This is a genomic window from Methylibium sp. Pch-M, assembly GCF_004136295.1.
Lineage (GTDB): Bacteria > Pseudomonadota > Gammaproteobacteria > Burkholderiales > Burkholderiaceae_C > Methylibium > Methylibium petroleiphilum.
The window spans coordinates 3,157,205-3,182,474 of the sequence record NZ_CP029606.1 but is presented as its reverse complement, the minus strand read 5'-3'; the positions used below and the strand labels follow the sequence as shown (position 1 = coordinate 3,182,474).

Sequence of the window (25,270 nt, the reverse complement as noted above, 5' to 3'; positions counted from 1 at the left end):
CCTCATTGTGCGATCATCCTTTCATGCAAATCACGCCCCCCTGCGTCGTCAGTCTGACCTGGCGGCTCGAAGACGCGCACGGACAACTGATCGACGAACTGGCCGAGCCGGTGGAGTTCTTCGTCGGCGGCGACGATCTGCTCTCCAAGGTGGAGGAATCGATCGTCGGCCAGTCCGAGGGCTTCGAGGCCACGCTGCACCTGGAGCCCGAACACGCCTTCGGCGACTACGACGCCGACCTGGTGTTCTTCGAGGAACGCAGCGTCTTTCCGGAGCACATCGAGGCCGGCATGCAATTCGACGGACCGCCCGAAGGCACGACCACGCGCGACCTGCCGCTCGACACCGTCTACACGGTCACCGAGGTCTACGACAGCCACGTGGTGCTCGACGGCAACCACCCGCTGGCCGGTATCGCGCTGGTCCTTGCGCTGAAGGTGCGCGACGTGCGCGCGGCCAGCGAAGAGGAGATCGAGCACCGCTCGGTCTCGACCTCGGCCCTCTCGGTGCTGAGCGCGGTGCCGCCCTCGCCCCAGCTGCACTGACGCGGCCGCGCGGCGCGCGCGGGCCGGGCCCGGTCAGCGCTGGCCGGTGGAGCCGAAACCGCCCTCGCCGCGCTCCGAGGCACCGAAGTCGTCGACGACCCGGAAGCTCGCCTGCACCACCGGCACGATCACCAGTTGCGCGATGCGTTCGAGCGGCTGCACCGTGAAGGCAGCCGGCCCGCGGTTCCAGCAGCTCACCATCAGCGGGCCCTGGTAATCGGAGTCGATCAGGCCGACCAGGTTGCCGAGCACGATGCCGTGCTTGTGGCCCAGGCCGGAGCGCGGCAGGATCACCGCGGCCAGGCCCGGGTCGCCGATGTGGATGGACAGGCCGGTCGGGATCAGCTGCGTCTGCCCAGGCTCGAGCAACAGCGGCGCGTCGAGGCAGGCGCGCAGGTCGAGGCCGGCACTGCCCGGGGTGGCATAGGCGGGCAGCTGGTCCGCCATGCGCGGGTCCAGCACTTTCACGTCGATCGTCGTCATGGGTTCAGGTGTTCGAGGTGGCGCGGCGCCGCGCGATCTCCGCCACCAGCGCGCGCGCCAGCGTGAGCTTGTCGGCCGTGCCGCCGTCGGCCGGCAGCGGCTGTTCACCGCGCGCGTCGACCAGCAGCAGCGCGTTGTCGTCGCGGCCGAAGGTGGCCGGCCCGAGGTTGCCCACCACCAGCGGCAGCTTCTTGCGCTCGAGCTTGGCCCGCGCGTGCACGGCAAGCTGCTCGCTCTCGGCCGCGAAGCCGACGCAGTACGGCGGCTTCGGCAGCGCCGCCACGGTCGCGAGGATGTCGGCGTTCTCGGTCAGCTCGAAGCTCGGCGCCTGCTTCTTGCCGTCCTTCTTGATCTTGTGCTCGGCCAGCCGCGCCGGTCGCCAGTCGGCGACCGCGGCGGTGGCGACGAAGATGCCGTGCGTCGCCGCCAGCGGCAGCACGGCGGCGAGCATCTGCTCGGCACTCTGCACATCGATGCGCCGCACGCCGCGCGGCGTGGGCAGGTGCACCGGCCCGGCCACCAGCGTGACCTCGGCACCGGCCTCGCGCGCGGCCCGCGCCAGCGCAAAACCCATCTTGCCGCTGGAACGGTTGGTGAGCCCGCGCACCGGGTCGATCGCCTCGAAGGTCGGCCCGGCGGTGATCAGCACGCGCTCGCCAGCCAGCGGCTTGGGCGCGAGCTGCGCCACGATGTCCTCGAACAGTTCAGCGGCCTCGAGCATGCGGCCGTCGCCGACCTCACCACAGGCCTGGTCGCCACTCGCCGGCCCGAGCACCGTCGCGCCATCGGCCCGCAGCTGCGCCAGGTTGCGCTGGGTGGCCGGGTGCGACCACATCTCGCGGTTCATGGCCGGCGCCAGCAGCAGCGGGCAGCGGGCGATGGGCCGCGCCAGGCACAGCAGGCTCAGCAGTTCGTCGGCCCGGCCCTGGGCCAGCTTGGCCATCAGGTCGGCACTGGCCGGCGCGACGATCACCGCGTCGGCATCGCGCGTGAGGTTGATGTGCGCCATGTTGTTCGGCTCGCCGGCGTCCCACTGGCAGGTCAGCACCGGCTGGCCCGACAGTGCCTGCATCGTGACCGGCGTGATGAACTGCTGCGCGGCATCGGTCATCACCACCCGCACGCTGGCGCCGGCCTTGACCAGCAAGCGCAGCAACTCGGCCGCCTTGTAGCAGGCCACGCCCCCGCTCAGTCCCAGCACGAGGCGCCGGTTCGCGAGGTCACCGCCAGGCTCGGGGCGATCGGTCATCGTGAGGCTTTCGTCGTCGAGGCCGCTCGTCGAGCCGCCGGATGGGCGCGATTATCGCGGCCGCCCGGCGCCGCCGCTCCCGCGCGGGCACAGGCTCGCCGCCCCCTTCGGTTCAATCTGAATTTTCAGTAATTACTGAAAATTCAACTAGAATCCGATCACCTTCCATCCCCACTGCATGAGCACGCTCTCCCCTCTCGTCCACAGCTTCGTCTCGCACTTCGGCGAGATGGGCAGTCGCTGGGGCATCAACCGCACGGTGGGACAGATCTACGCGCTGATCTTCGTGTCGCCGACGCCGCTGAATGCGGACGACATCGCCGAGCAACTGGCGTTCTCGCGCTCGAACGTCAGCATGGGGCTGAAGGAACTGCAGGCCTGGCGGCTGGTCCGGCTGCGCCACCTGCCCGGTGACCGGCGTGAGTACTTCGAGGCCCCGACCGACGCCTGGGAGATCTTCCGCACGCTCGCCGAGGAGCGCCGGCGCCGCGAGATCGAACCCACGCTGACGATGCTGCGCAGTGCGCTGCTCGAGACACCCACCAGCGAGGCCGACCGCATCGCGCAGCAGCGCCTGCGCGGCATGCACGAACTCATCGAGCTGATGAGCACCTGGTTCGACGACGTCCAGAAGCTCGATGCGAAAACCCTCTCCCAGCTGATGAAGATGGGCTCTAAAGTTCAGCGGCTGCTGGAGTTCGCCCGCAAGGCGAAGCCCGGCACACCTGCCGCCTGAGCCGCATCGCCCCTGATCTGAAAGGATCGACCGCATGGACCCGCTGATCCTCGCGCGCGCGCAGTTCGCCGCCAACATCACCTTCCACATCCTGTTCCCCACGATCACCATCGCGCTGGGCTGGCTGCTGATGTTCTTCCGCTGGCGCTGGCTGCGCACGCACGACGGCGCCTGGCTCGCCGCCTACCGCTTCTGGACCAAGGTGTTCGCGCTGAGCTTCGCGCTCGGCGTGGTGAGCGGCATCACCATGAGCTTCCAGTTCGGCACCAACTGGCCCGGCTTCATGGAGAAGGCCGGCAACGTGGCCGGCCCGCTGCTCGGCTACGAGGTGCTCACCGCCTTCTTCCTCGAGGCCGGCTTCCTGGGCGTGATGCTATTCGGCCACGGCCGCGTCAGCGAGCGCATCCACATGATGGCCAGCTTCTTCGTCGCCTTCGGCACCACCGTCAGCGCGTTCTGGATCCTCGCGCTGAACTCCTGGATGCAGACGCCCGCGGGCCATGAGGTGATCGACGGCGTGTTCCACGTCAAGAGCTGGGCCGAGGTGCTGTTCAACCCGTCCTTCCCCTACCGCTTCACCCACATGCTGCTGGCCTCGGGCCTGACCTGTGCCTTCCTGATGGCCGGGCTGAGCGCCTGGCAGCTGCTGCGCGGCCAGGCTGAGCGCTCGGCACCCAAGGTGATGCGCGTCGGGCTCACCGTCGCGGCGCTGCTGATCCCGGTGCAGATCTTCGTCGGTGACCTGCACGGCCTCAACACCCTGAAGCACCAGCCGCAGAAGATCGCGGCGATGGAGGGCGTGTGGGAGACCGAGCGCGGCGCGCCGCTGCTGCTGTTCGCGGTGCCCGACGACCAGGCCCGCACCAACCGCTTCGAGATCGCTATCCCCAAGATGGCGAGCCTGATCCTCACCCACGACGCCGACGGCGAGATCAAGGGCCTGAACGACTTCCCCGATGCCCACCCGCCTGCCGCGCCGCTGTTCTTCGCCTTCCGCGTGATGGTCGGCATGGGCGTGCTGATGCTGCTGGTGAGCTGGGTCGGCTGGTGGATGGGCCGCCGCGTCGGCTGGGCGCCGCAGCGCCTGTCGCGCAGGCTGTTGTGGGTGCTGGCGGGCATGAGCTTCTCGGGCTGGGTCGCCACCGTGGCCGGCTGGTACGTGACCGAGATCGGTCGCCAGCCCTTCATCATCCACGGCCTGCTGCGCACCGCCGACGTGGCGGCGACCACCGTGCCGTCCTCGATGATCGCGCTCAGCTTCGCGATGTACGTGACGCTCTACCTTGCGCTGATCGTGGCCTACGTCAGCGTGCTCAAGTACATGGCCGAGAAGCTCGAGGACGTGATCGAGCCCGATGCGCTGGAACGCGCGGAAGGCCGCGCCGCGGCCGCGCTGGCGAAGGGGAGTGCCACATGACGTTCGATCAATCCCTGCCTCTGATCTTCATGGCGCTGATGGGCGTCTCGATGCTCGTCTACGTCATCAGCGATGGCTACGACCTGGGGGTCGGCCTGCTGATGCCGCGCGCCAACGCCACCGAGAAGGACGTGCTGATCGCCTCGATCGGTCCGTTCTGGGACGCCAACGAGACCTGGCTGGTGCTGGGCATCGGCATCCTGCTGATCGCCTTCCCCAAGGCGCACGGCCTGGTCCTCACGCAGCTCTACCTGCCCGTCACGCTGATGCTGATCGGCCTGATGCTGCGCGGCGTGGCCTTCGACTTCCGCGTCAAGGCCAAGGACGTGCACAAGGCCACCTGGGACCGGCTGTTCTTCGCCGGCTCGCTGCTGGCATCGATGTCGCAGGGCTGGATGCTCGGGCGCTACATCAGCGGCTTCGGCTCGGGCTGGAACTACCCGGTGTTCGCCGCCGCGATCGCGCTCGCGCTGCCGGCGGCCTACGTGCTGCTCGGCGCGGCCTGGCTGATCATGAAGACCGAGGGTGAGCTGCAACGCAAGGCCATCCGCTGGGCCAAGCTGGCGTGGTGGCCGGTGGTGGTCGGCATGGTGCTGATCTCGCTGTCCACGCCGTGGATCAGCGCGACGGTGCGCCAGCGCTGGTTCGAACTGCCGGCCATCATCGCGCTGTCGGCCATTCCGCTCACCACCGCCATCGCGTTGGTGGCCGCCCGCCTGGTGCTCGACCGGCCCATCGTCCGCAAGGAACTGTGCTGGCTGCCCTTCGTGCTGCTGATCGCGGTCTTCGTGTTCGGCTTCCTCGGGCTGGCCTACAGCATCTATCCCTTCGTCGTGATCGACCAGCTGACGATCTGGCAGGCCGCCAGCAGCCCGGCGGCGCTGAAGGTCATCCTGATCGGCGTGTGCATCTCGGTGCCGGCGATCGCGGCCTACACCGTGTTCTCCTACCGCGTGTTCTGGGGCAAGGCCACCGAGCTGCGCTACGGCTAGGACGCTTCCGAGAGAAAGCGCAACAGCGCGACCGCGCCGGCGCCCGGTTCGGCATCGACGGCGGTGCACAGCAGCAGCCGGCGCGTCGCCCAGGCATCCACCAGCGGCCGCACCGTGATGCGTGCGCTCGCCAGCCGCGCGGCGGCCACGGCCGGCACCACGGCGATGCCGGCGCCGTCGGCCACCAGCGCGGCCACCGCGTCCAGGCTGCGCACGCGCACGCGGTGGTGCAGCCCGCGCCCCTGGCGCAGCGCCTGAGCCTGCAGGAAGCGGCTCAGCCCGCTCTCGGCGGGCAGTCCGACGAAGGGCCGGTCGATCACGTCGGCGAAACGCAGCGCACGCCGCCCCGCCCTGCCACCCTGCATCGGTTGCAGGACCACCAGGCGATCCTCGCGGAACACGCGCGTGTTCAAGCCTTCGGTGTCGACGTAGTCCGCCACGATGCCGATGTCGGCGTGCTCCTGCCGCATCGTCCGCAGCACGTCCGGACTGCCGAGTTCGCGCAGGTCGACGTCGATGTCCGGATGGGCGACCAGAAAGCGCCCCAGCAGCGCCGGCAGGTACTCGGTCATCGCCGCCGTGTTGCACAGCACGCGCACGCTGCTGCGCACCCCATGGGCGTGGGCCGACATCTCGGCGTGCAGGGCCTCCATGTCGCGCTGCAGCCGCCCGGCATGCCGGCGCAGCGTGCGGCCTGCATCGGTCGGCACCACACCCTGCTTCGACCGCACCAGCAGCGCCGCGCCGAGGGCGTGCTCGAGGTTCTGCAGGCGCGCGCTCGCCGCCGACAGCGACAGGTGCATCTCGCGCGCGCCCGCGGTGATCGAGCCGGCCTCGGCGACCGCGCCGAACAGGCGCAGGTCGAACGGGTCGATGCGGAAGCCGGCAACGCCGCGCGGGCGAGCGAGGGGGCGGGACGGGGGCATCGTCATCCTTCGCGGTTGCCGAAGGATAGCTGCGCCGGTGCGCGATGGACGCCCCGACGCCGCGCCGCGACCATGCCGGCATGGACATCGCCCGGCTCGCCACCCTCGGCACCATCTTCGCGCTGGCGGGCGCGGTCAAGGGCGTGTCGGGCATGGGCCTGCCCACCGTCTCGATGGCGCTGCTGGGGCTGGTGATGCCACCGGCCGCCGCGGCCGCCCTGATGGTGTGGCCCTCGCTTGCCACGAACCTGGCGCAGTGCGCCGGCCCGCGCTGGCGCGCGCTGTGCCGCCGGCTCTGGCCGATGTGGGCGGGCCTGCTGCTCTTCACCGCCTTCAGCCCCCTGCCCAGCCTCGCCGGCGCGGGCCGCGGGCCGCGGCTCGCGCTCGGCGCCGTGCTGCTGCTGTACGGTGCGTGGGGCCTGCTCCGGCCTGCGCTGCCGCGCCCGGCGCCGCGGCACGAGCACTGGCTGGGCGCGCTGGCCGGCGCCGTGTCGGGCCTGCTGACCGCAGCCACCGGCGTGTTCGTGCTGCCGATGGTGCCCTACCTGCAGTCGCTGCGGATGGACCGCGACGAACTGGTCCAGGCGCTGGGCCTCAGCTTCACGCTGGCCACCGTCGCGCTGGCCCTCGTGCTGTGGCAGGCGGCCCCGCAGGCCGCCACGCCGGACGCGGAGGACTGCGGCGTGGCGCTGCTCACCGCGTTCGCCGGCCTGTGGGCCGGCACCCGGCTGCGACGGCGCCTGCCGGCGGCCGCCTTCCAGCGCGCGCTCTACGGCATGTTCGTGCTGCTCGGCGCCGCCCTGCTGGGCCGCACGAACTAGGCCCCGCGATGCCGACGCACGACAGCGAGCGAGCGCGGGCCGAGGCCCTGGAGCAGGCCTACCGGCTGGCGCTCGAACTGCTGGAATTGCTGGACGAGGCGCGTGCCGCGATGGTCCGTCCGCCGCCACGGCCCACGGCTGCCGCGGACCGCGCCGACGACCCGGCCCGTCCCGCAGCACCGGGATGACGCTCGAACTCGCGTCACAAAAACTACCCGCGCGGGTGGCTACGGCGGTTCACGGTTCTTTGAACATCGCGCCCTGGTCATCGGGGCGCGCCGCCGCCTTCCGGTGTTCTTTCTTCCCTTCCTGGAGCAAGCCCGCATGCGCGACTACCTCAAGTTCTACATCGACGGCCACTGGGTCGACCCGGTCAAGGCGAAGAGCCTCGACGTCGTCAACCCGGCCACCGAAGCCTCGGCGGGTCGCATCTCCATGGGCACGGCCGCCGACGTGGACCGCGCCGTGAAGGCCGCGCGCAAGGCCTTCGCGAGCTACTCGCAGACCAGCGTGGCCGAGCGCGCCGCGCTGCTCGAACGCATCATCGTCGAGTACAAGAAGCGCTACGCCGACATGGCCGCCGCCATCACCGAGGAGATGGGTGCGCCGGTCGCGCTGTCGAAGGACGCCCAGGCGGCGATGGGCATCGCCCACCTGCAGATCGCGCTCGACGTGCTGAAGAACTACAAGTTCCAGGAGCTGCGCGACACCACGCTGATGGTCAAGGAGCCGATCGGCGTGTGCGGCTTCATCACGCCATGGAACTGGCCGGTCAACCAGATCGCCTGCAAGGTGGCGCCGGCGCTGGCGGTGGGCTGCACCATGGTGCTCAAGCCGTCCGAGATCGCGCCGTTCTCGGCCTACCTGTGGACCGAGATCCTGCACGCCGCCGGCGTGCCGGCCGGGGTGTTCAACCTGGTCAACGGCGATGGCCCGACGGTGGGCGCGGCACTCTCCAGCCACCCCGACGTCGACATGGTCTCGTTCACCGGCTCCACGCGTGCCGGTGTCGAGGTGGCGCGCAACGCCGCGCCGACCGTGAAGCGCGTGCACCAGGAACTGGGCGGCAAGTCGCCCAACATCATCCTGCCCGACGCCGACTTCAAGCACGCCATCACCGCCGGCGTGCAGGGCGTGATGCTCAACTCGGGCCAGTCGTGCAACGCGCCCACCCGCATGCTGGTGCCGAACGCGCGCCTCGCCGAGGCGCTGGCCATCGCCAAGGAGGCCGCCGAGGCCACCACGGTGGGCGACCCGGCCAGCGGCGCCGCCCTCGGCCCGGTGATCTCGGCCACGCAGTGGGACAAGATCCAGACGCTGATCCAGAAGGGCATCGAGGAAGGCGCCACGGTGGTGGCCGGCGGCCCGGGCAAGCCCAAGGGCCTGGAGACCGGCTACTACGTGAAGCCCACGGTGCTGGGCCACGTGAACAACCAGATGACGGTGGCGCGCGAGGAGATCTTCGGCCCGGTGCTGACCATCCTGGGCTACGACACGGTGGACCAGGCGGTCGAGATCGGCAACGACACACCCTACGGCCTGGCGGCCTACGTGTCGGGCACCGACCCGGAAGCCACGCGCAAGGTGGCCTCGCGCCTGCGCGCCGGGCAGGTGAACATCAACAGCGTGCCGCTGGACTTCAAGGCGCCGTTCGGCGGCTTCAAGCAGTCGGGCAACGGCCGCGAGTGGGGCGATCACGCCTTCGGCGAATTCCTCGAGGTGAAGGCCGTGCTCGGCTACGCACCCAAGGCCGCCTGAAGCGTGCGGCGCGGGCGGCTAGCCGCCGCCGCGCTGCATGAAGAGGTCGAAGTAGCGCATGAAGCGCTGCCGGTCGGCCTCGTCGACGTCGGTGAAGCTGAACTGGACCGCCAGCCGCGGCAGGCGCATCAAAGCGATCTGTCGGTCCGGCAGCGGCGCCCAGCGCAGCTCGAGCCGCCCTGCACCGATGTCCACCCGGGCCTGCCCCAGCGCCGCAAGATCGGCGGCCTGCGCGCCGCAGGCGCCGGGCAGCCAGCCCAGCCATTCGGCCTCGGTGCAGCCCATCTCGCGCTCGAAGCGCGGGGGATAGTGAGCCTGCATCAGCCGCCGGCGATCGGCGGCCAGATCGCCAGCACGTCGCCTTCCTGGAAGGTGCGTGCGGCGCGGTCCTCGGGCGCCACGTAGTGACCGTTGACGAGCACCAGGTGCACCAGCTTCATCGGCAGGCCGTAGGGCGCGATCACGTCCGCGATGGTGGCCGACGGCGCGATGTCGAGTTCCACCCGGTTGCCGCTGCGGGCCTCGGCAGGCAGGTAGTCGGTGAGCGTGGCGTAGAGCTTGAAGCTGATCTTCATGCGGCGATCATCGCCCGGAACCGGCTCACACGTGCGCGCCGGCCTGGGCCCAGCGCGCCTGCGCCTGGCCCTGGGCAATGTAGGCCTCGGTCAGGCGCGTCGGGTCGGCGATCAGCTTCTCCTTCCACTCGCCCAACCGCACGCGACCCTCCACCAGCCCGCGCATCACGCCCACATGTTCGGTCCAGCCGATGCTGTTGCAGCCGACCAGCCGGTCGGCGTCGAACTGCAGGCTGAGCAGCTTGAAGCCCTCGCGGTCGGTGAGCTCCGCCTGCTGGCCGCCGGGCACGCCCTGCCAGTCGCCGAAGCTGGCCGAGATGAGGCCCAGCGTGTCGAGCACGTTGATCTGCGGCACGCGCTTGAGCACCGCGCCGCGTTCGAGCATGTTCATCGCGGCCACGTAGGCCTGGTCGGCGGCGTTGGGCTGGATCGCGCTGATCACGCGCGCCTTCGTCGCCAGGTCGAAGGCCTCGGCGCAGTCGCCGGCGGTGTAGATGCCCGGCACGTTGGTCTGCAGGCGCTCGTCGGCCAGCACGCCCTGGCCGCACTCGATGCCGGAGTCCTTCAGGAAGGCGACGTTGGGCTTCACGCCGGTGGCGCTGATCACCAGGTCGGCCTCCACGGTCTGCCCGTTCGACAGCCGCACGCTCATCGCGCTGCCGCGCGGCGCCGGTGCCGTTTCGCGCCACTCGGGCGCGGGCGGTGCCGGGCTCTTGCCGCCAAGGCCGAGCATCGCCGCGGCGCGGGCGATGAAGCCCCCCTCGGCCGAGGCCGGGGCCGGGGCCGTCGCCGACGGCAAAGCCACGACGGACTGCGCCGCCTCGATCGCCTCGACGCGGGTGCCGGTGAACACGCGCACGCCCTTCTTCTCGCACCAGGCCTTGATCATGTTGCCGGCGGCCGGCCCCATCATGCGCGGCACCATGCGGTCGCCCATCTCCACGACGGTCAGCTCCACGCCGCGCAGCGCCAAAGCCTCCATGATGATGCAGCCGATGAAGCCGGCGCCCATCTGCAGCACCTTGGCGCCCGGCTGCGCCAGCTCGGCGATGTGGCGTGCGTTCTCCAGCGTCCAGCAAGGCTGCACGCCCGGCAGGTCCATGCCGGGAATCGGCGGACGCACCGGCTTGGAGCCGGTGGCGATCAGCAGCTTGTCGAAGCCGAGGATGCTGCCGTTGTCCAGCGTCACCGTGCGCCGGGCGGCGTCGACGTGGGTCGCGCGCTGGCGCAGCACCGTGACATTGAGCTTGCGGAACTGGTCCGCATCGCGCCGCAGGTAGGTGCCGTCCTCGCCCACCTTGCCGATCAGCAGGTAGGGAATCGCCATGCGCGAGTACGGCGGTTCCGGCTCGTCGCCGACGATCGTGATGCTGTCGTACGGCGCGTGCTTGCGCAGCGTCTCGGCCGCGATGACGCCGGCCGGGCCGGCGCCGAGGATCACGTGTCTCATAGGCCCAGGCGTGCGCGTGTCTCGGGCTTGAGCTGGCCGCCGGCGTCCCAGCCGCGCACCTCGTAGTACTGCGGCAGCATCTCCGGCAGCTTGTTCACCAGGCCCTTGGCCGGGCCGGTCTTCGCCGGTTCGGTCAGCAGGCGCTTGGGCAGCGTGTCGTCCTTGGCGGTGAAGCCGGCCTGGTTGTTGAAGTCGCGCTCCATGTTCCACACGCGCTCGCCGATCTCGTTCAGCTTCTCCAGCGTGAACTCCTCGCCGCAGGCGGCCGCGACCTGCGGCTGCACGTCGGCCAGGCCCCAGGCGAAGCTGGTGAAGATGCAGATGCCGGCCGAGTCGAAGGCGGCGGTGGCGTCCTGGAAGGCCTTCACCAGCTCCGGCTTGCCCTCGGCGACCAGCGGGTCGGTCTTGACCGGGATGCCCAGCACTTCCGAGGCGACCGTGTAGCCGCGCAGGTGGCAGGCGCCACGGTTGGAGGTGGCATACGCGAGGCCCATGCCCTGGATGCCGCGGCTGTCGTAGGCCGGGAACTCCTGGCCCTTGACGCTCATCGACAGGTCGGGGTGGCCGTACTTCGCGGTCAGCCGCGCCGAGCCCAGGCCGATCTCCTTGCCGAAGCCCACGCCCTGCGCGGTCATCTCGGCAAAGTGCACCAGGGCGCGCGCCGAGCCGAACGGCGCGTCGGTGCCGAGTTGCTCCTTGGTCAGCACGCCCATCTCGTAGAGCTCCATCACCGCGCCGATGGTGGCGCCGAAGGAGATCGGGTCCATGCCCTGCTCGTTGCACAGCACGTTGGCGTACTGCAGCGCGTCGAGGTCGTTCACGCCGTTGGCGTTGCCCAGCGCCCAGGCCGCCTCGTACTCCAGGCCGCCGGAGGCGCCCCAGTACTGCGGCTTGTTCTCGACCGAGAAGTGGCTCTGGTCGATCTTCTGGATGCGCCCGCAGGCGATGGTGCAGCCGAAGCAGGCCTGGTTGGTGACCAGCGGCTTCTTGCCGTCGGTCTTGCGCGGCGTGGCCATCGCCTCGGCGGAGATGTCCTTGGCGCCCTCGAACTGCACGTCGCGGTGGTTGCGCGTCGGCGAGGCGCCGATCTCGTTGATCACGTTCATCAGCACCTGGGTGCCGTAGGTCGGCAGGCCCTGGCCGGTGACGGCGTTGTCGGCGAGGATCTTCTTCTTCTCGAAGGTCACCTTCATGAATTCCTTCGGGTTCGCGACGTTGCCGACGCCCTGGGTGCCGCGCACCGCGATGGCCTTCAGGTTCTTCGAGCCCATCACCGCGCCCACGCCCGAGCGGCCGGCCGCGCGGTGCAGGTCGTTCACCACCGCCGCGTACAGCACGCCGTTCTCGCCGGCCAGGCCGATGCTGGACACGCGGGTCAGCGGGTCCTGGTGCTGCTTCTTGATGATCTCCTCGGTCTGCCAGACGCTCTTGCCCCACAGGTGGGAAGCGTCACGCAGCTCGGCCTTGTCGTCCTCGATCGACAGGTAGACCGGCTTGGCCGACTTGCCTTCGAAGATCACCATGTCCCAGCCCGAGAACTTGAGCTCGGCGCCCCAGTAGCCGCCCGAGTTGGAGCAGGCGATCGCGCCGGTCAGCGGGCCCTTGGTGACCACGGTGTAGCGGCCGCCGGTCGAGGCCATGGTGCCGGTCAGCGGGCCGGTCGCCCAGATGATCTTGTTCTCGGGCGCGAGCGGATCGACCTTGGGGTCGATCTCGCTGACGAGGTACTTGGTGGCCAGGCCGCGCGAGCCCAGGTAGGCGCGCGCCCATTCCATGTTCAGCGGCTCCGAGGAAACGGTGCCGGCGGTGAGGTTGACGCGAAGGATCTTTCCAGCCCAAGACATAGTGTTCTCCTCAAGCCGCTGCGTTCTGGTTGCCGAGCTTGTCGGCCCAGGCCTGCATCTTGTTCAGGCCGGTCCAGTTCGCGTCGACGTAGGTGATGGCGCCCGTCGGGCAGGCTTCGGCACAGGCCGGCTCGCCGCCGCACAGGTCGCATTTCTGGACCTTGCCAGTCTCCTGCACGTAGTTGATGGTGCCGAACGGGCAGCTGATGGTGCAGACCTTGCAGCCCACGCAGGTGGTCTCATTCACGATCTTGGCGCCGGTGGCGCCGTCGATCGTGATCGCCTCCACCGGGCAGGCATGCAGGCACCACGCCTCGTCGCACTGGGTGCAGGTGTAGGGCACCTTGCGGCCGGTGTGATGGAAGTCGAACACCTTGATACGCGACTTGCTCGGCGCGTAGACGGCGTAGTTCTCGAAGGAACAGGCCATCTCGCACTGCAGACAGCCAGTGCATTTCTCGGGGTCAAGGTGGAGGGTCTTCTGCATGGCTGGCGTCTCCGCTGGCGGTTCGTGATCGGATCGAATTCCCCTGCGCGCGAGCGAGCCTCCGCTCGGCGCTAGGAACAAGTCTGCCTATGTTCTGGATTGAACATCCCGCTTCATATCCGGTGCTTACCCTGATCCGGCGCAGAACAATTGCTCCCCTGCAGCAAGTCGACCGGCAGGTGGGAGCAATCGCTCAGTGCTTCCGGGCGTCGCCGGGTCCGGCCGCCTGACCCGCCGGGTCGCCGCGCGCGCCATCGCCTCGTGCGTCGAAATTGAACACGAGTTCCATATCTTCCACGACGAGCAGGATCACAATGAATGTGAAGTCCCACGCCCGATCTGGCGCTGATCCGTTCTCCGGGCGAGGCGTCGCCGCCCGTCCGGGACACTGGCCGCCGATGGCGGCATGAAAGGAAGGCCTCGATGTCGATCCCCAGCGTGCACCCCACCCCGAGCACGGGCCGCCGCCGCCGCGAAGAGGCGGCCCAGCGACCGATCGCCAGCGCCCTGCCCCTCGACGGCGAGCATGTGCTGTCGATCAACGAATCCCACGAGCGCTGTGCCGCGCTGGGCCTGAGCCGCATCGGCGCGCCCGACTACACGCCGCTCGGCCGCGCCGACTTCACGGTCACCCGCGAGCGCAACCGCCGCCTGTTCGCCCATGCCGCGCCGGTGATGGAACTGCTGTTCGACCAGATCGTGAAGACCCAGAGCATGGTCGTGCTGACCGACGCGCAGGGCACCATCCTCCACTCCATCGGCGACGAAGACTTCCTGGAGAAGGCCGGCAAGGTGGCGCTGGCGCCCGGCGTCAACTGGGCCGAGTGCACCAAGGGCACCAACGGCATGGGCACCGCGCTGGTCGACGAGACCGCGGTGCTGGTGCATGCCGACGAGCACTTCATGCATGCCAACCACTTCCTGACCTGCCAGGCCGCGCCCATCCTCGACCCGCGCGGGAACATCCTGGGCGTGCTCGACGTGTCGGGCGACCGGCGCGGCTACCACCAGCACACCATGGGGCTGGTGAAGATGTCGGCGCGCATGATCGAGAACCACTGGCTGAACGACGACTTCAGCGACGCGCTCCGTCTGCACATCCATCCGCGCATGGAGTTCATCGGCACGCTGCTCGAAGGCATCCTGGCGATCGATCGCGACGGCCGCCTGCTCGGCGCCAACCGCAGCGCGCTCGACCTGCTGGGCATGAGCGGCGCCGCGCTGCGCATGCACACGGTGGCCAGCCTGCTGGGCACGCCGCTCGGTGCCATCGTCGACCGCGGCCGCGCGCTGATGGGCGCGCCGATGCGCATGGCGCTGCCCAATGGCCAGACGGTGCATGTGCAGGCCCGCTGCAACTGGCCGCTGTGGCCCGGCCAGTGGACCGGCACGGGCGGCGGCCTGCGCGACGCGGCGGCCGACGGCACCCCTGCCACGCCGGCAACCGAGGACGTCGGCCCGACGTCGCCTGCCGCGACCGCGCGCGACGCCGCAACCCGCAGCCCCCGGTCGGCCCCGGCAGCCGACGGCGGTGCACCGGCCGAAACGCCCCCGGAACCCGAAGTCACCTTCGCGCGCCTGCAGACCGGCGACCTGCAGATCGAGGCACTGATCTCCAAGCTGCGCCGGGTGCTCGACCGCGACATCCCGGTGCTGATCCTCGGCGAGGCCGGCAGCGGCAAGGAGATGCTGGCACGCGCCATCCACCGCGAATCGCGGCGGGCGCACCGGCCCTTCATCTCGGTCCAGTGCGCCTCCACGCCCGAGGCGCAGCTCGAAGCCGAGCTGCTGGGCTACGCCGAGGGCGTGTTCCCGGGCGCGCGGCGCAAGGGGGCGGTCGGCAAGCTGGTGCAGGCCTCCGGCGGCACGCTGTTCCTCGACGAGATCGGCGGCCTGCCGCTCGGGCTGCAGGCCCGCCTGCTGCGCGTGCTGCAGGAGCGCCAGGTCACGCCGCTGGGCGCGCTGCAGCCGCAGGAGGTCGACCTGGCACTGATCGGCGCCACCGACCGCAACCCGCGCGACCTGATCGACACCCACCGCATCCGCGAGGACCTCTACTACCGGCTCAACGGGCTGGCGGTGAAGCTGCCGCCGCTGCGCGAGCGCTCCGACCTGATGGCCCTGGTGCGACGGCTGCTCGCCGACGAGGCGCCCGGCGCACCGCTGATGCTGGCGCCGGACGTCGAGGCCCTGCTGCAGCGCTACGACTGGCCCGGCAACCTGCGGCAGCTCGCCAACGTGCTGCACACCGCCGCGGTGATGGCCGCCGGCGAGCCGGTGATCACCCGCGAGCACCTGTCGGACGACTTCCTCGAGGAGGCCCAGCTGCGGGCCGCCCCCGGCGCCGCGGCGCCCGGCGGGTCCGCGCCGGGCGTGGTGCGTGCGATGGCGAGCGGCATCGACAGCAGCGGCAAGACCCTCGAGGAGCTGGAGCGCGAGATGATCCGCCACGCGGTGGACGCCGCCGACGGCAACATCTCGGTCGCTTCCAAGCGCCTGGGCATCAGCCGCAACACCATCTACCGCAAGCTGCGCTGGCGCGAGCCGGAATGACGGGCATGCCGAGCCGCTGACGGCCGGCCCTCACCCCGGCCCCTCCCGCGAGCGACAGAGGGAGTGGGCTCAGCACCGCAGCGCCCAGTCGCGGGCGGCGGCCCGCAGGGCCGGCGCCAGCCGCGGGTCGCTCATGCGGTGACCGGCCTCCGGCACCTCCACGGCTTGGGCCCCCGGCAGCGCCACGGCCAGCGCCCGGGCCACGGCCGGGTCGCAGGTCGCGTCGGCCGCGCCCCAGACCAGGCCGACCGGCACACCGCTGTTCAGCGCCGGCACACCGGCCGGCCCGGCCTGCGCCAGCCCCCAGCCCGCGGCGGCGTAGTGGGCGTGCACGCGCCACGACGCCATCATCTGCGGCGTGGCGGCCGGCAAGGCGGCGGCGTCGAAGCGCCCGCCGCTCGCCAGGACCCCGCCCGGCGCCGATTGCGCATCGTCGTAGGCCGACCAGGCGCGGGCCACCCGTTCGTCGCCCTGCAGGGCCTCGGCGGCGCGCAATGCGCCAATGTGGAGCAACCCCGGCTCCGCCTGATACAGCGCGGCCACCGCCGTCGCGGCCGGCTCGCCCAGCCAGGCCCGGCCCTCGGCGCCCAGCCAGGGCAGCCACGGCGCGATGTAGCGCCGCGTCTCGGCGGCCGTGCCGAGGAAGGGGCTGCGCAGCAGCAGCCCGTGCAGCACCTCCGGCCACCGCGCGGCATAGGCCAGCGCCACGCGTGCGCCCCAGGAGCCGCCGGCCACGGCCCAACGCCCCAGGCCCAGGCGGCGGCGCAGGCGCTCCATGTCGTCGAGCAGCGCACCCAGGTCGTTGCCGTCCGTTCGACCGGGCGGCTCGCTGCGCCCGCAGCCGCGCTGGTCGAGCGCGATCCAGCGCACCGGCAGACCGTCGAACCAGCGCGTCGGCTCCAGGCGGCTGGCGCCGCCCGGGCCGCCGTGCACGATCAGCACCGGCAGCCCGGCCGGGTCGCCCCCCTCGCACCACCAGACGCGGTGTCCGTCCACGGGCGCCAGCCAGTCCCCGGCGGGCAAGGCCGCGGGGACGAGGGTTTGCCCCGGATCGCCGCGGCCGCTCACAGGGTCAATGCGGGGTTGCGGCCGCCGTCGGGCCTGCGCGAACCTCCGACCGTCGATGGCGGCAACCATCGAGCACGTCGCCGTAACACGGACGCCCTGCGCGGCACACGCAAGGCCCCATCCGTCGCTCGGAAGAAAATCATGATCGACTGGCGTTGCCTTCGGGGCACGAGTAGCGTTCAGGGATGGGTTCGCAGTGTGCGCGATCCCGCGCTGGACAGAACAAGACGAGGGGACCGATGTTGTTGTTGAGCGAGCGGCGCGACAGACGCCGGAGTGCGCCATGAAGGTGCTGGTCCTGGGCTCCGGCGCAGGCGGCGGTTGCCCGCAGTGGAACTGCAACTGCGCGATGTGCGCCGCCGCGCGCAACGGCTCGCGGCTGATCCGGCCGCGCACGCAGAGTTCCATCGCCATCTCCCCCGACGGCCAGCGCTGGGTGCTGCTGAACGCCTCGCCCGACATCGGCCAGCAGCTGCGCGTGCAACCCGCGCTGCACCCGAAGCACGGCCTGCGCGACTCCCCCATCAAGGCCGTGGTGCTGATGGACGCGCAGATCGACCACGCGACCGGCCTGCTCAGCCTGCGCGAGGGCCCACCCATCGAGCTGTACGTGACGCCCTGCGTGTTCGAGGACCTCACCACCGGCCTGCCCATCCTCACCGTGCTCGACCACTACTGCGGCGTGCACTGGCACATGCTGCCGGTGGCCGGCGAGCAGCGCGTGGCCGAGTTCAGCGTCGACGGCTTCGAGACGCTGCGCTTCCGTGCCGTCGCCATCCCGGGCAAGGCGCCGCCGTATTCGCCACACCGCCACGACCCCAAGGTGGGCGACAACATCGCGCTCGAGGTCACCGACCGCATGAGCGGCAAGCGGCTGTTCTACGCGCCCGGCCTGGCCGACGTGGGCGACGTGGAGCTGCAGTGGATGCGCGACGCCGACTGCCTGCTGGTCGACGGCACCTTCTGGACCGAGGACGAGATGGTGCAGGCCGGCCTGGGCAGCAAGTTCGCCGCCGACATGGGCCACCTGCCGCAGAGCGGCTCGCCGCAGCGCGGCGGCATGATGGACGCGCTCGACCGCACCGGCGCCCACCGCAAGCTGCTGATCCACATCAACAACAGCAACCCCATCCTCGACGACTACGGCGCCGAGCGCGCCGAACTGGCGCGCCGCGGCATCGAGGTGGCGCACGATGGGATGGAGATTGTTCTTTGAGCGCCGACCTGCCCTGGTCTCCCGCCGAGTTCGAGGCGCGCCTGCGCGCCAAGGAGTCCGGGTACCACATCCACCATCCCTTCAACAAGCGGCTCAACAGCGGCGCGCTGCAGCCCTTCCAGGTGCGCGGCTGGGTGGCCAACCGCTTCTACTACCAGCAGGCGATCCCGATGAAGGACGCCGCGGTCATGGCCAACTGCGAGGACCGCGCGACGCGGCGCCGCTGGATCGAGCGCATGCTCGACCACGACGGCCACCTCGATCACGAGGGCCAGTACTCCGAAAAAACGGCCGGCGGCATCGAGACCTGGACGCGCCTGGGCATGGCCGTGGGCCTGAGCCGCGAGGACCTCTGGTCGCACCGCCACGTGCAGCCCGGCGTGCGCTTCGCGGTCGACGCCTACGTGAACTTCGCGCGCCGCGCGCCCTGGCGCGAGGGCGTGATCTCCTCGCTGACCGAGATGTTCGCGCCCAAGATCCACGCCGACCGGCTGGCCGGCTGGCCCAGCATGTACCCCTGGATCGCCGCCGAGGGCCTGGCCTATTTCCGCAGCCGCATCCCGCTCGCGCAGCGCGACGTGGAGCACGGCCTGGAGGTCGCCATCGCGTTCGGCGACACCCGCGCGAAGCAGGAGCGCGCCCTCGAGATCCTGCAGTTCAAGCTCGACGTGCTGTGGTCGCTGCTCGACGCGGTGGAGCGCGCCTACCCCGACGACCTGCCCGAGGAGCGCCGACCATGAGCGGGATCGCCGACACCGCCCACCCGCGCCTCGCGCCGATGTTCCGGCTGCAGTTCGAGCCGGCGCAGGACTGCTGGGTGCTGCTCTACCCCGAGGGCCTGGTCAAGCTCAACGGCCCGGCCAGCGAGATCCTCAAGCGCTGCGACGGCCAGGCGAGCGTGCTCGACATCACCGCCGATCTGGAGCGCAGCTTCAGCACCGAGGGGCTGCGCGGCGACGTCGAGGATTTCCTGCGCCACGCCTACGAACAACACTGGATCGTGTAAGTCAGGCATGAGCAACGCCGCCACTCCCGCCACCCCGCAGCCGCCCGGCGCGCCGATGTGGCTGCTCGCCGAGCTCACCTACAAGTGCCCGCTGCACTGCGTGTTCTGCTCCAACCCCACGAACTACGCCGACCACCTGGGCGAGATCGGCACCGAGGACTGGAAGCGCGTGTTCCGCGAGGCGCGGCAGATGGGCGCGGTGCAGCTCGGCTTCTCGGGCGGCGAGCCGCTGCTGCGCGACGACCTGGAAGAGCTGGTGGCCGAGGCGCGCCAGCTCGGCTACTACACCAACCTCATCACCTCCGGCATCGGCCTCACCGAGAAGCGCGCGCAGGCGCTGAAGAGCGCCGGGCTCGACCACATCCAGCTCAGCTTCCAGGACTCCACCAAGGAGCTGAACGACTTCCTCTCGTCCACCCGCACCTTCGACCACAAGAACAAGGTGGCCGCGATCATCAAGTCGCTCGGCTACCCGATGGTGCTGAACTGCGTGATGCACCGCTACAACCTGCCGCACGTGGGCCGCATCATCGAGATGGCCGAGGCCATGGGTGCCGACTACCTGGAGCTGGCCAACACCCAGTACTACGGCTGGGCCTGGCTCAACCGCGCGGCGCTGATGCCCACGCCCGACGAGCTGCGCGCGGCCGAGGCCATCGTCGACAGCCACCGCGAGCGGCTGGCCGGCCGCACCAAGATCCTGTGGGTGTCGCCCGACTACGTGGACGCCAAGCCCAAGCCCTGCATGGCCGGCTGGGGCGCGGTGTTCATGGTCATCGCGCCCGACGGCACCGCCCTGCCCTGCCACAGCGCGCGCATGCTGCCGGGCTTCGATTTCCCCAAGGTCACCGAGCACAGCATCGCCGGCATCTGGCGCGACAGCGACGCCTTCAACCGCTACCGCGGCACGGCGTGGATGAGCGACACCTGCCTGAACTGCGACCAGCACCCGGTCGACCACGGCGGCTGCCGCTGCCAGGCCTTCCTCGTCACCGGCGACGCGGCGGCCACCGACCCGGTCTGCCCCAAGAGCCCCGACCGCCCGCTGATCGATGCCGCGCTGCAGGCCGCCGTCGAGCAGGCCGTGGCCTCGCCCGCCACGCAGCCGCTGCGCTTCGTGCCGGGCGCAGCGCGCAGCGGCAACCTCTGGTACCGCACCGACGCGAACTCGCGCACGCTGTCCGACGACGGGGCCGGCCCGCAGCACGACACCGCGCCCGCCGCCGCCGAGACCCGCTGATGCGCCGCCCCGGCGCCGCCCGCCGCGAGACCGGCCCACGATGCTGAGCGTCGCCGGCCTCACCCAGCGCTACGGCGAGCGCGCGGCGCTGCAGTCGCTGAGCCTCGCGCTGCGCCCTGGCGAGTTCACCGCGCTGCTCGGCCCCAACGGCGCCGGCAAGTCCACGCTGTTCCAGGTGCTGACCGGCCTGTTCGCGGCCGACGAGGGCGAGGTCGAGGTGGCCGGCCACTCGCTGCGCCATGCCGCGCCGGCCGCGCTGCGCCACATCGGCGTGGTGTTCCAGCAGATCTCGCTCGACCTCGACCTGAGCGTGCGCCGCAACCTGCTGTTCCATGCCGACCTGCATGGCCTGCCGCGCGCGCTGGCCCACCAGCGCATCGCCGCCGACAGCGCGCGCCTCGGCATCGCCGCGGCCGACCTGGACCGCAAGGCGCGCGAACTGTCGGGCGGCAACCGCCGCAAGGTCGAGCTGGTGCGCGCCGGCCTGCACCGCCCGGCCGTGCTGCTGATGGACGAGGCCACCGTGGGCCTGGACCCCAAGTCGCGCCACGACCTGCTGGCCGCGCTGCGCGAGGACGTACGCACCCGCGGCGTCTGCGTGCTGTGGGCCACCCACTGGGTCGAAGAGGCCGAGCCGGCCGACCGCGTGCTGGTGCTGCACCAGGGCCGGCTGCTGGCCGACGGCACGCCGGCCGCGGTGACCGCGGCGCTGGGCGGCGCCACGCTGGAGCAGGGTTTCATCGCCCGCACCAGCGGCCCTGGCGGCGCCGCGCAGCGGGAGGCCGCATGAGCAGCGGGCCGGCCACGGCGCGCCGCGGCGCGGCGCACGCGCTGCAGGCCCTGCGCGCCGTGGTGCTGCGCGAAGTGTTGAAGTTCTCGCAGCAGACCGGCCGGCTGCTGTCGGCGCTGGTGCGTCCGCTGCTGTGGCTGGCGGTGTTCGCGGCCGGCTTCCGCCACGTGGCCGACGCCTCGCTGCAGCAGCCCTACGACGTGTACATCGTGCCCGGCCTGGTGGGCATGGTGCTGCTGTTCAACGGCATGCAGTCCTCGCTGTCGATGGTGTACGACCGCGAGATGGGCCTGATGCGCCTGCTGCTCACCGCGCCGCTGCCGCGGCCCTGGCTGCTGTTCTGCAAGCTGTGCGCCACCGCGCTGCTGTCGGCGCTGCAGGCGCTGGCCTTCGTGGCGCTGGCGCTGCTGATCGGCACCGAGCTGCCGGGCCACTGGGCTCATGGCCTGCATGCGCTGCTCGCGCTGCTGGCCGCGGCGCTGATGCTGGGCGCGCTGGGCCTGCTGCTGTCGGTGCACATCAAGCAGCTGGAGAACTTTGCCGGCACCATGAACTTCGTGATCTTCCCGATGTACTTCCTGTCCACCGCGCTCTACCCGCTGCAGCAGCTGCAGGCCTCGGGCGTGCAGTGGATCCACCAGGCGGCACGGCTCAACCCGTTCACGCACGCGGTGGAGTGGATGCGCCTGGCGCTCTACGGCCAGGACCCGGGCAATGCGCCCTGGGTGGTGCTCGGCTGCCTGGCGCTGTTCTTCACGCTGGCCTGCTGGGGCTACGACCCGCAGCGCGGCTTCGGGCAGCTCGCCAAGCGCGGCGGCGGCTGAGACGGTGCTCCTCCCACGGCGGGCAAACTGCCCTGCACGGGAGCGCGGCGGCTGACTAAGATCGCGGCGAACCGACCCCCCGCTCCGGCCTGCCGCCGGCGGCCGGGCCCCGCCAACGATTCGGAGACTCCCATGCGATCCACGCTCACCCGGACACCGCGGGCCCCCGGCGCATGACGGCCGCCACCAGCGGCAACAAGCGCCGCATCGGCGGCGCGCCGCGCGCCAGCGGCCTGCCCGAACCGATCTGGCTCGAATGGCTGGCGCTGATCGGCCTGCTGGGCTTCGGCACCTGGCTGCTCGGCGTGCGCGGCGTGTGGGGCCTGCTGCTGAACTCCGACCCCACCGGCCTCACGCTGGTGATCATCGTGATCTTCGTCGCCGCGTCGTTCTGGGCCGGGCAGCGCGCCCGCGAGCTGCAGCAGCAGCGCGCCGCGCTGCACCACGCCATCGCCAGCGGCCGGCGCGACGGCGACGGCTGGGCCGCCGCCTACTGGGCCGCGCTGGCGCAGCGCCCCACCGACGCCGACGCGCCGCTCGACATGCTGATGGAGCAGACCCACGGACCGCACGCCACCGCGTGGTGGGTCAACGGCATCCAGCTCAAGCTCGGGCTGCTGGGCAAGGTGATCGGCTTCTCCATCCTGGCGATCCAGATCGGCCACACCGAGAGCTTCGACGCCACGCAGTCGCAGGCACTGCTGAAGAGCCTGACCTCCGGCCTGGGCATCGCGCTGCTGACCACCATGGTGGGCCTGGTGGGCAACATCCTGCTCGGCCTGCAGCTCACCCGCCTGGACCGCTACGCCGACGCGCTGGTGGCCGACACCCAGCGCCACGGCCTGGCCCACGGCGCCGGGCGTGACGAGGCTGCGGCCGAGAAGAACGCATGAGCCGCAGGCGTCGTTCGCGCGAGGTCGAGGTCGACCCGTTCTACGACATGTTGTTCAACATGCTGATCGCCTTCGTGTTCTGCTTCATCATCGCGCTGCTGGCGATGAACCCGAAGGCGCTGAAGGCCGGCGACATACCGGCCAAGGCCGAGTTCATCATCACCGTGAGCTGGCCCGACAACAACCCGAACGACCTGGACACCTGGGTGCAGGACCCGGCCGGTGACCTGGTGTGGTTCCGCGCCCGCGAGGCCGGGCTGATGCACCTGGACCGCGACGACCGCGGGCTGGCCAACGACACCATCGTGGTCAACGGCAAGCAGATCGTGAACCCGCTCAACCAGGAAGTGGTCACGCTGCGCGGCATTGCGCCCGGCGAGTACACGGTGAACATCCAGTACTACGAGACCAAGAACGGCGAGCCGGTGGAGGCCACCGTGTCGCTGGTGAAGGTGAACCCGCGCGCCGAGGTCGTGTACTACGGCACCGCCACGCTCGCCCGCAAGGGCGACGAAGCCACCGCGCTGCGCTTCACCGTGCTGCCCGACGGAAGCGTGAACAACATCAACACCCTGCCCAAGACCCTGGTGCAGCAAATCTGAGCCGGCCCCGCCATGACACTCTCCATTGCCATCACCTATGCCGCGCTGCTGGCGCTGACCGCGCTGGCGCTGCTGTACTCGCGCTGGCCCGCCTGGTTGAAGGGCCTGCTGGTCGCGGGCGTGACGGTGCTCTACTTCCACGGCGCCGCGGTGCTGCAGGCGGTGTGGGGCCTGCCGGCCGACGAGGCGCTGCCACCGCGCTTCATCCTGCTGGCAGCCGTGATCGACGAACCCAGCGCCTCGCACCCCGGCGCGCTGTACGTGTGGGTGAACCGCATCGAGGACGGCAAGCCCGCGCTCGAGCCGCGCGCCTACAAGCTGCCCTACGCCAAGGACCTGCACGCGCTGCTCAACGAAGGCATGAAGAAGGCCCGCCAGGGCGTGAGCCAGCTCGGCACCGCCGAACCCAAGGCCGGCCGCAAGGGCCTGGCCTGGCTGCGGCCCGGGCGCGACGAGCAGAACGTGAAGATCCGCGACCTGCCCAAGCCGCAGCTGCCGGAGAAATAAAAATGAGCACGAGCATGATGCACCGCGCTCTTCTCGCGCCCGGCCTGCTGTGCGCCGTGGCCGCACTGCTGGCGACGGCCGGCTGCGGCCAGCCGCCCGCCGCCACCCAGCTGTTCCCGCTGGAGCCCGGCCGCTCCTGGGTGTACCGCTCCGTGACCGAGCTGGAAGACAACACGCGCGACGAAGAGACCCTCACGCTGCGCACGCTGGCCAAGGACACGCTGACGGTGGAGCAGGCCGCCGAGCCCGGACCGGCCTGGCACCGCCACAGCGACGGCGGCGCCGACTACTGGCTGCGCGCCGACGACACCGGCATCTACCGCGTGGCCAGCAAGAGCGAACTCGACGCCGAGCCGCAGCCCGACGCCACGCGCCGCTACGTGCTGAAGGCGCCCTACACCGTGGGCACGCAGTGGCAGACCGACACCGCGCCCTACCTGCTGATGGAGAACACCAACTTCCCGCGCGAGACCCGCCACCGCCACCCGGCGGTGCCCATGCTGTTCAGCATCACCGCGGTGGACACCGCGGCGGAAGCCGACGGCCGCCGCTACACCGGCTGCACCCAGGTGCAAGGCAACGGCCAGATCCGCATCTTCTCCAGCTCCGTGGGCGGCTGGCGCGACGTGCCCATCGTGGCGCGCGAGTGGTACTGCCCTGGCGTGGGGCTGGTGCGGCTGGAGCGCGAGGAGTTGGTGGGGTCGAGCGGGTTGGTGTTCGGGGGAAAGCTCGTGATGGAGCTAGTGGAGGAGAGCTGAGGACGATCTGCTCCGTGCCGACTCGCGCAAAGTGTCAGCTGTCGCTCCCCGGCACGCGACTCAGCCGGTACTCCGGGAACAGGTGATTACCGGCCACCGCGTGTATGAGCACCCCGTCGGCCATCTCGGTGTAGAAGAGCTCGAACGTGCGCCCAGCCCCTTGCGGATGGTCTCGTAGTAGGCTGTCTGCGCCAGCAATTCCGACCGAGCCTCGCTCGTGAGGCGCGCAAGTCTCACGGGGCGATGCAACGCGCTTCCGCATAGACGTCTTCGGCAGCGTAGGTCTGCACCTCTCCACGCTCGTAGGCGGGCACGCAGCGCTCGATCTCCTTGGCCCAGGCGGCCTCGACCTCGGCCAGAGGCGAGTCGTGAAGCGACTCGACGAGAAGGCCCACAAGGCGCGAGCGTTCCTCGGCAGGAAGGTTGCGGGCTTGTTCAGCTAGGACAGCGACGACATCCGGTATGGTGAGGCTCCTGGCGGCGGGCTGATGATACTCAGCAAGCTGCGCACAGCCGACGGCGCCCGCCTG

Annotated in this window: 28 protein-coding genes; 18 read left to right on the top strand and 10 right to left on the bottom strand. The window is 70.7% G+C overall.

The features are described 5' to 3' along the window. Positions 1–23 precede the first annotated feature (23 nt). On the top strand, positions 24–545 hold the full coding sequence (locus C1M51_RS15370; protein WP_129451142.1) for a peptidylprolyl isomerase: 522 nt from the start codon (positions 24–26) through the stop codon (positions 543–545). A gap of 33 nt (positions 546–578) precedes the next feature. On the opposite strand, the gene dut is transcribed toward C1M51_RS15370, so the two are convergent. Both dut and coaBC read right to left on the bottom strand, forming a co-directional pair. Beyond that, positions 579–1,028, bottom strand: coding sequence for a dUTP diphosphatase (gene dut / locus C1M51_RS15365; RefSeq protein WP_036234828.1), 450 nt, complete (start codon positions 1,026–1,028; stop codon positions 579–581). 4 nt (positions 1,029–1,032) lie between these two features. Continuing rightward, a complete protein-coding gene (gene coaBC, locus C1M51_RS15360) occupies positions 1,033–2,277 on the bottom strand; it encodes a bifunctional phosphopantothenoylcysteine decarboxylase/phosphopantothenate--cysteine ligase CoaBC (RefSeq protein WP_129451140.1) in 1,245 nt (414 codons plus the stop codon). A gap of 178 nt (positions 2,278–2,455) precedes the next feature. Between coaBC and C1M51_RS15355 the strand changes: the two genes are divergently transcribed. Genes C1M51_RS15355 through C1M51_RS15345 form a run of 3 tightly spaced genes read left to right on the top strand, consistent with a single transcriptional unit; the run spans position 2,456 to position 5,422 of the window. Next, the gene (locus C1M51_RS15355) at positions 2,456–3,013 is read left to right on the top strand and encodes a GbsR/MarR family transcriptional regulator (RefSeq protein WP_129451138.1); all 558 of its coding nucleotides are present in this window, start codon (positions 2,456–2,458) and stop codon (positions 3,011–3,013) included. 34 nt (positions 3,014–3,047) lie between these two features. Further along, positions 3,048–4,430, top strand: a complete 1,383-nt coding sequence (locus C1M51_RS15350) for a cytochrome ubiquinol oxidase subunit I (protein WP_129451136.1) — start codon at positions 3,048–3,050, stop codon at positions 4,428–4,430. Then, entirely contained in the window at positions 4,427–5,422 is a 996-nt protein-coding gene (locus C1M51_RS15345) for a cytochrome d ubiquinol oxidase subunit II (protein WP_129451134.1), read from the top strand. The genes C1M51_RS15350 and C1M51_RS15345 overlap by 4 nt, the downstream gene beginning before the upstream one ends. Here C1M51_RS15345 and C1M51_RS15340 read toward each other — a convergent pair. Next, on the bottom strand, positions 5,419–6,348 hold the full coding sequence (locus C1M51_RS15340; RefSeq protein ID WP_129451132.1) for a LysR family transcriptional regulator: 930 nt from the start codon (positions 6,346–6,348) through the stop codon (positions 5,419–5,421). The genes C1M51_RS15345 and C1M51_RS15340 overlap by 4 nt on opposite strands. Before the next feature lie 44 nt (positions 6,349–6,392). On the opposite strand from C1M51_RS15340, the gene C1M51_RS15335 reads away from it, so the two are divergent. From C1M51_RS15335 to C1M51_RS15325, 3 genes are all read left to right on the top strand, one after another. After that, positions 6,393–7,169, top strand: a complete 777-nt coding sequence (locus C1M51_RS15335; protein ID WP_129451130.1) for a sulfite exporter TauE/SafE family protein — start codon at positions 6,393–6,395, stop codon at positions 7,167–7,169. 8 nt (positions 7,170–7,177) lie between these two features. Beyond that, a complete protein-coding gene (locus tag C1M51_RS15330) occupies positions 7,178–7,357 on the top strand; it encodes a hypothetical protein (protein ID WP_129451128.1) in 180 nt (59 codons plus the stop codon). A 136-nt stretch (positions 7,358–7,493) separates the two neighbouring features. Then, the gene (locus C1M51_RS15325) at positions 7,494–8,927 is read left to right on the top strand and encodes an aldehyde dehydrogenase family protein (protein WP_129451126.1); all 1,434 of its coding nucleotides are present in this window, start codon (positions 7,494–7,496) and stop codon (positions 8,925–8,927) included. 18 nt (positions 8,928–8,945) lie between these two features. Here the strand turns inward: C1M51_RS15325 and C1M51_RS15320 are convergent, their stop codons facing one another. Genes C1M51_RS15320 through C1M51_RS15300 form a run of 5 tightly spaced genes read right to left on the bottom strand, consistent with a single transcriptional unit; the run spans position 8,946 to position 13,283 of the window. Further along, on the bottom strand, positions 8,946–9,248 hold the full coding sequence (locus C1M51_RS15320) for a hypothetical protein (RefSeq protein WP_129451124.1): 303 nt from the start codon (positions 9,246–9,248) through the stop codon (positions 8,946–8,948). Further along, positions 9,248–9,502 (bottom strand): MoaD/ThiS family protein, encoded by a 255-nt coding sequence (locus C1M51_RS15315; protein ID WP_011830164.1) that lies wholly within the window; start codon positions 9,500–9,502, stop codon positions 9,248–9,250. The genes C1M51_RS15320 and C1M51_RS15315 overlap by 1 nt, the downstream gene beginning before the upstream one ends. 25 nt (positions 9,503–9,527) lie before the next feature. Next, positions 9,528–10,952: an NAD(P)/FAD-dependent oxidoreductase gene (locus C1M51_RS15310; protein WP_129451122.1), complete on the bottom strand. Its 1,425-nt coding sequence runs from the start codon at positions 10,950–10,952 to the stop codon at positions 9,528–9,530. After that, positions 10,949–12,796, bottom strand: a complete 1,848-nt coding sequence (locus C1M51_RS15305) for an aldehyde ferredoxin oxidoreductase family protein (RefSeq protein WP_129451121.1) — start codon at positions 12,794–12,796, stop codon at positions 10,949–10,951. Before C1M51_RS15305 ends, C1M51_RS15310 begins: the two co-directional genes overlap by 4 nt. 10 nt (positions 12,797–12,806) lie before the next feature. Then, complete coding sequence (locus C1M51_RS15300) at positions 12,807–13,283, bottom strand: 4Fe-4S dicluster domain-containing protein (protein ID WP_011830167.1); 477 nt, start codon at positions 13,281–13,283, stop codon at positions 12,807–12,809. Positions 13,284–13,706: 423 nt separating this feature from the next. Between C1M51_RS15300 and C1M51_RS15295 the strand changes: the two genes are divergently transcribed. Then, positions 13,707–15,836, top strand: a complete 2,130-nt coding sequence (locus tag C1M51_RS15295; protein WP_129451119.1) for a sigma-54-dependent Fis family transcriptional regulator — start codon at positions 13,707–13,709, stop codon at positions 15,834–15,836. Between the two features lie 69 nt (positions 15,837–15,905). Here the strand turns inward: C1M51_RS15295 and C1M51_RS15290 are convergent, their stop codons facing one another. After that, positions 15,906–16,832, bottom strand: coding sequence for an alpha/beta fold hydrolase (locus tag C1M51_RS15290; protein ID WP_165349705.1), 927 nt, complete (start codon positions 16,830–16,832; stop codon positions 15,906–15,908). A gap of 355 nt (positions 16,833–17,187) precedes the next feature. On the opposite strand from C1M51_RS15290, the gene pqqB reads away from it, so the two are divergent. The 10 genes from pqqB to C1M51_RS15240 all read left to right on the top strand — a co-directional run bounded on the left by pqqB (position 17,188) and on the right by C1M51_RS15240 (position 24,740). Beyond that, the gene (pqqB, locus tag C1M51_RS15285; RefSeq protein ID WP_129451115.1) at positions 17,188–18,120 is read left to right on the top strand and encodes a pyrroloquinoline quinone biosynthesis protein PqqB; all 933 of its coding nucleotides are present in this window, start codon (positions 17,188–17,190) and stop codon (positions 18,118–18,120) included. After that, on the top strand, positions 18,117–18,860 hold the full coding sequence (gene pqqC / locus C1M51_RS15280; protein WP_129451113.1) for a pyrroloquinoline-quinone synthase PqqC: 744 nt from the start codon (positions 18,117–18,119) through the stop codon (positions 18,858–18,860). Before pqqB ends, pqqC begins: the two co-directional genes overlap by 4 nt. Beyond that, a complete protein-coding gene (gene pqqD / locus C1M51_RS15275; protein ID WP_129451111.1) occupies positions 18,857–19,126 on the top strand; it encodes a pyrroloquinoline quinone biosynthesis peptide chaperone PqqD in 270 nt (89 codons plus the stop codon). The genes pqqC and pqqD overlap by 4 nt, the downstream gene beginning before the upstream one ends. Before the next feature lie 7 nt (positions 19,127–19,133). Continuing rightward, positions 19,134–20,366, top strand: a complete 1,233-nt coding sequence (pqqE, locus tag C1M51_RS15270) for a pyrroloquinoline quinone biosynthesis protein PqqE (protein ID WP_129451109.1) — start codon at positions 19,134–19,136, stop codon at positions 20,364–20,366. Between the two features lie 40 nt (positions 20,367–20,406). After that, positions 20,407–21,156, top strand: coding sequence for an ABC transporter ATP-binding protein (locus C1M51_RS15265; RefSeq protein ID WP_129451107.1), 750 nt, complete (start codon positions 20,407–20,409; stop codon positions 21,154–21,156). Further along, positions 21,153–21,980, top strand: a complete 828-nt coding sequence (locus tag C1M51_RS15260) for an ABC transporter permease (RefSeq protein ID WP_129451105.1) — start codon at positions 21,153–21,155, stop codon at positions 21,978–21,980. Before C1M51_RS15265 ends, C1M51_RS15260 begins: the two co-directional genes overlap by 4 nt. Positions 21,981–22,153: 173 nt before the next feature. Continuing rightward, positions 22,154–22,873: a hypothetical protein gene (locus tag C1M51_RS15255; protein ID WP_129451103.1), complete on the top strand. Its 720-nt coding sequence runs from the start codon at positions 22,154–22,156 to the stop codon at positions 22,871–22,873. Then, positions 22,870–23,475 (top strand): hypothetical protein, encoded by a 606-nt coding sequence (locus C1M51_RS15250; protein ID WP_129451101.1) that lies wholly within the window; start codon positions 22,870–22,872, stop codon positions 23,473–23,475. The genes C1M51_RS15255 and C1M51_RS15250 overlap by 4 nt, the downstream gene beginning before the upstream one ends. Positions 23,476–23,487: 12 nt before the next feature. Further along, positions 23,488–23,982, top strand: coding sequence for a hypothetical protein (locus C1M51_RS15245; protein ID WP_011830179.1), 495 nt, complete (start codon positions 23,488–23,490; stop codon positions 23,980–23,982). Between the two features lie 2 nt (positions 23,983–23,984). Next, the gene (locus C1M51_RS15240) at positions 23,985–24,740 is read left to right on the top strand and encodes a hypothetical protein (protein ID WP_129451099.1); all 756 of its coding nucleotides are present in this window, start codon (positions 23,985–23,987) and stop codon (positions 24,738–24,740) included. A gap of 233 nt (positions 24,741–24,973) precedes the next feature. Here C1M51_RS15240 and C1M51_RS15235 read toward each other — a convergent pair whose 3' ends face one another. Then, complete coding sequence (locus C1M51_RS15235) at positions 24,974–25,135, bottom strand: addiction module protein (protein WP_242499793.1); 162 nt, start codon at positions 25,133–25,135, stop codon at positions 24,974–24,976. Positions 25,136–25,270: the final 135 nt, after the last annotated feature.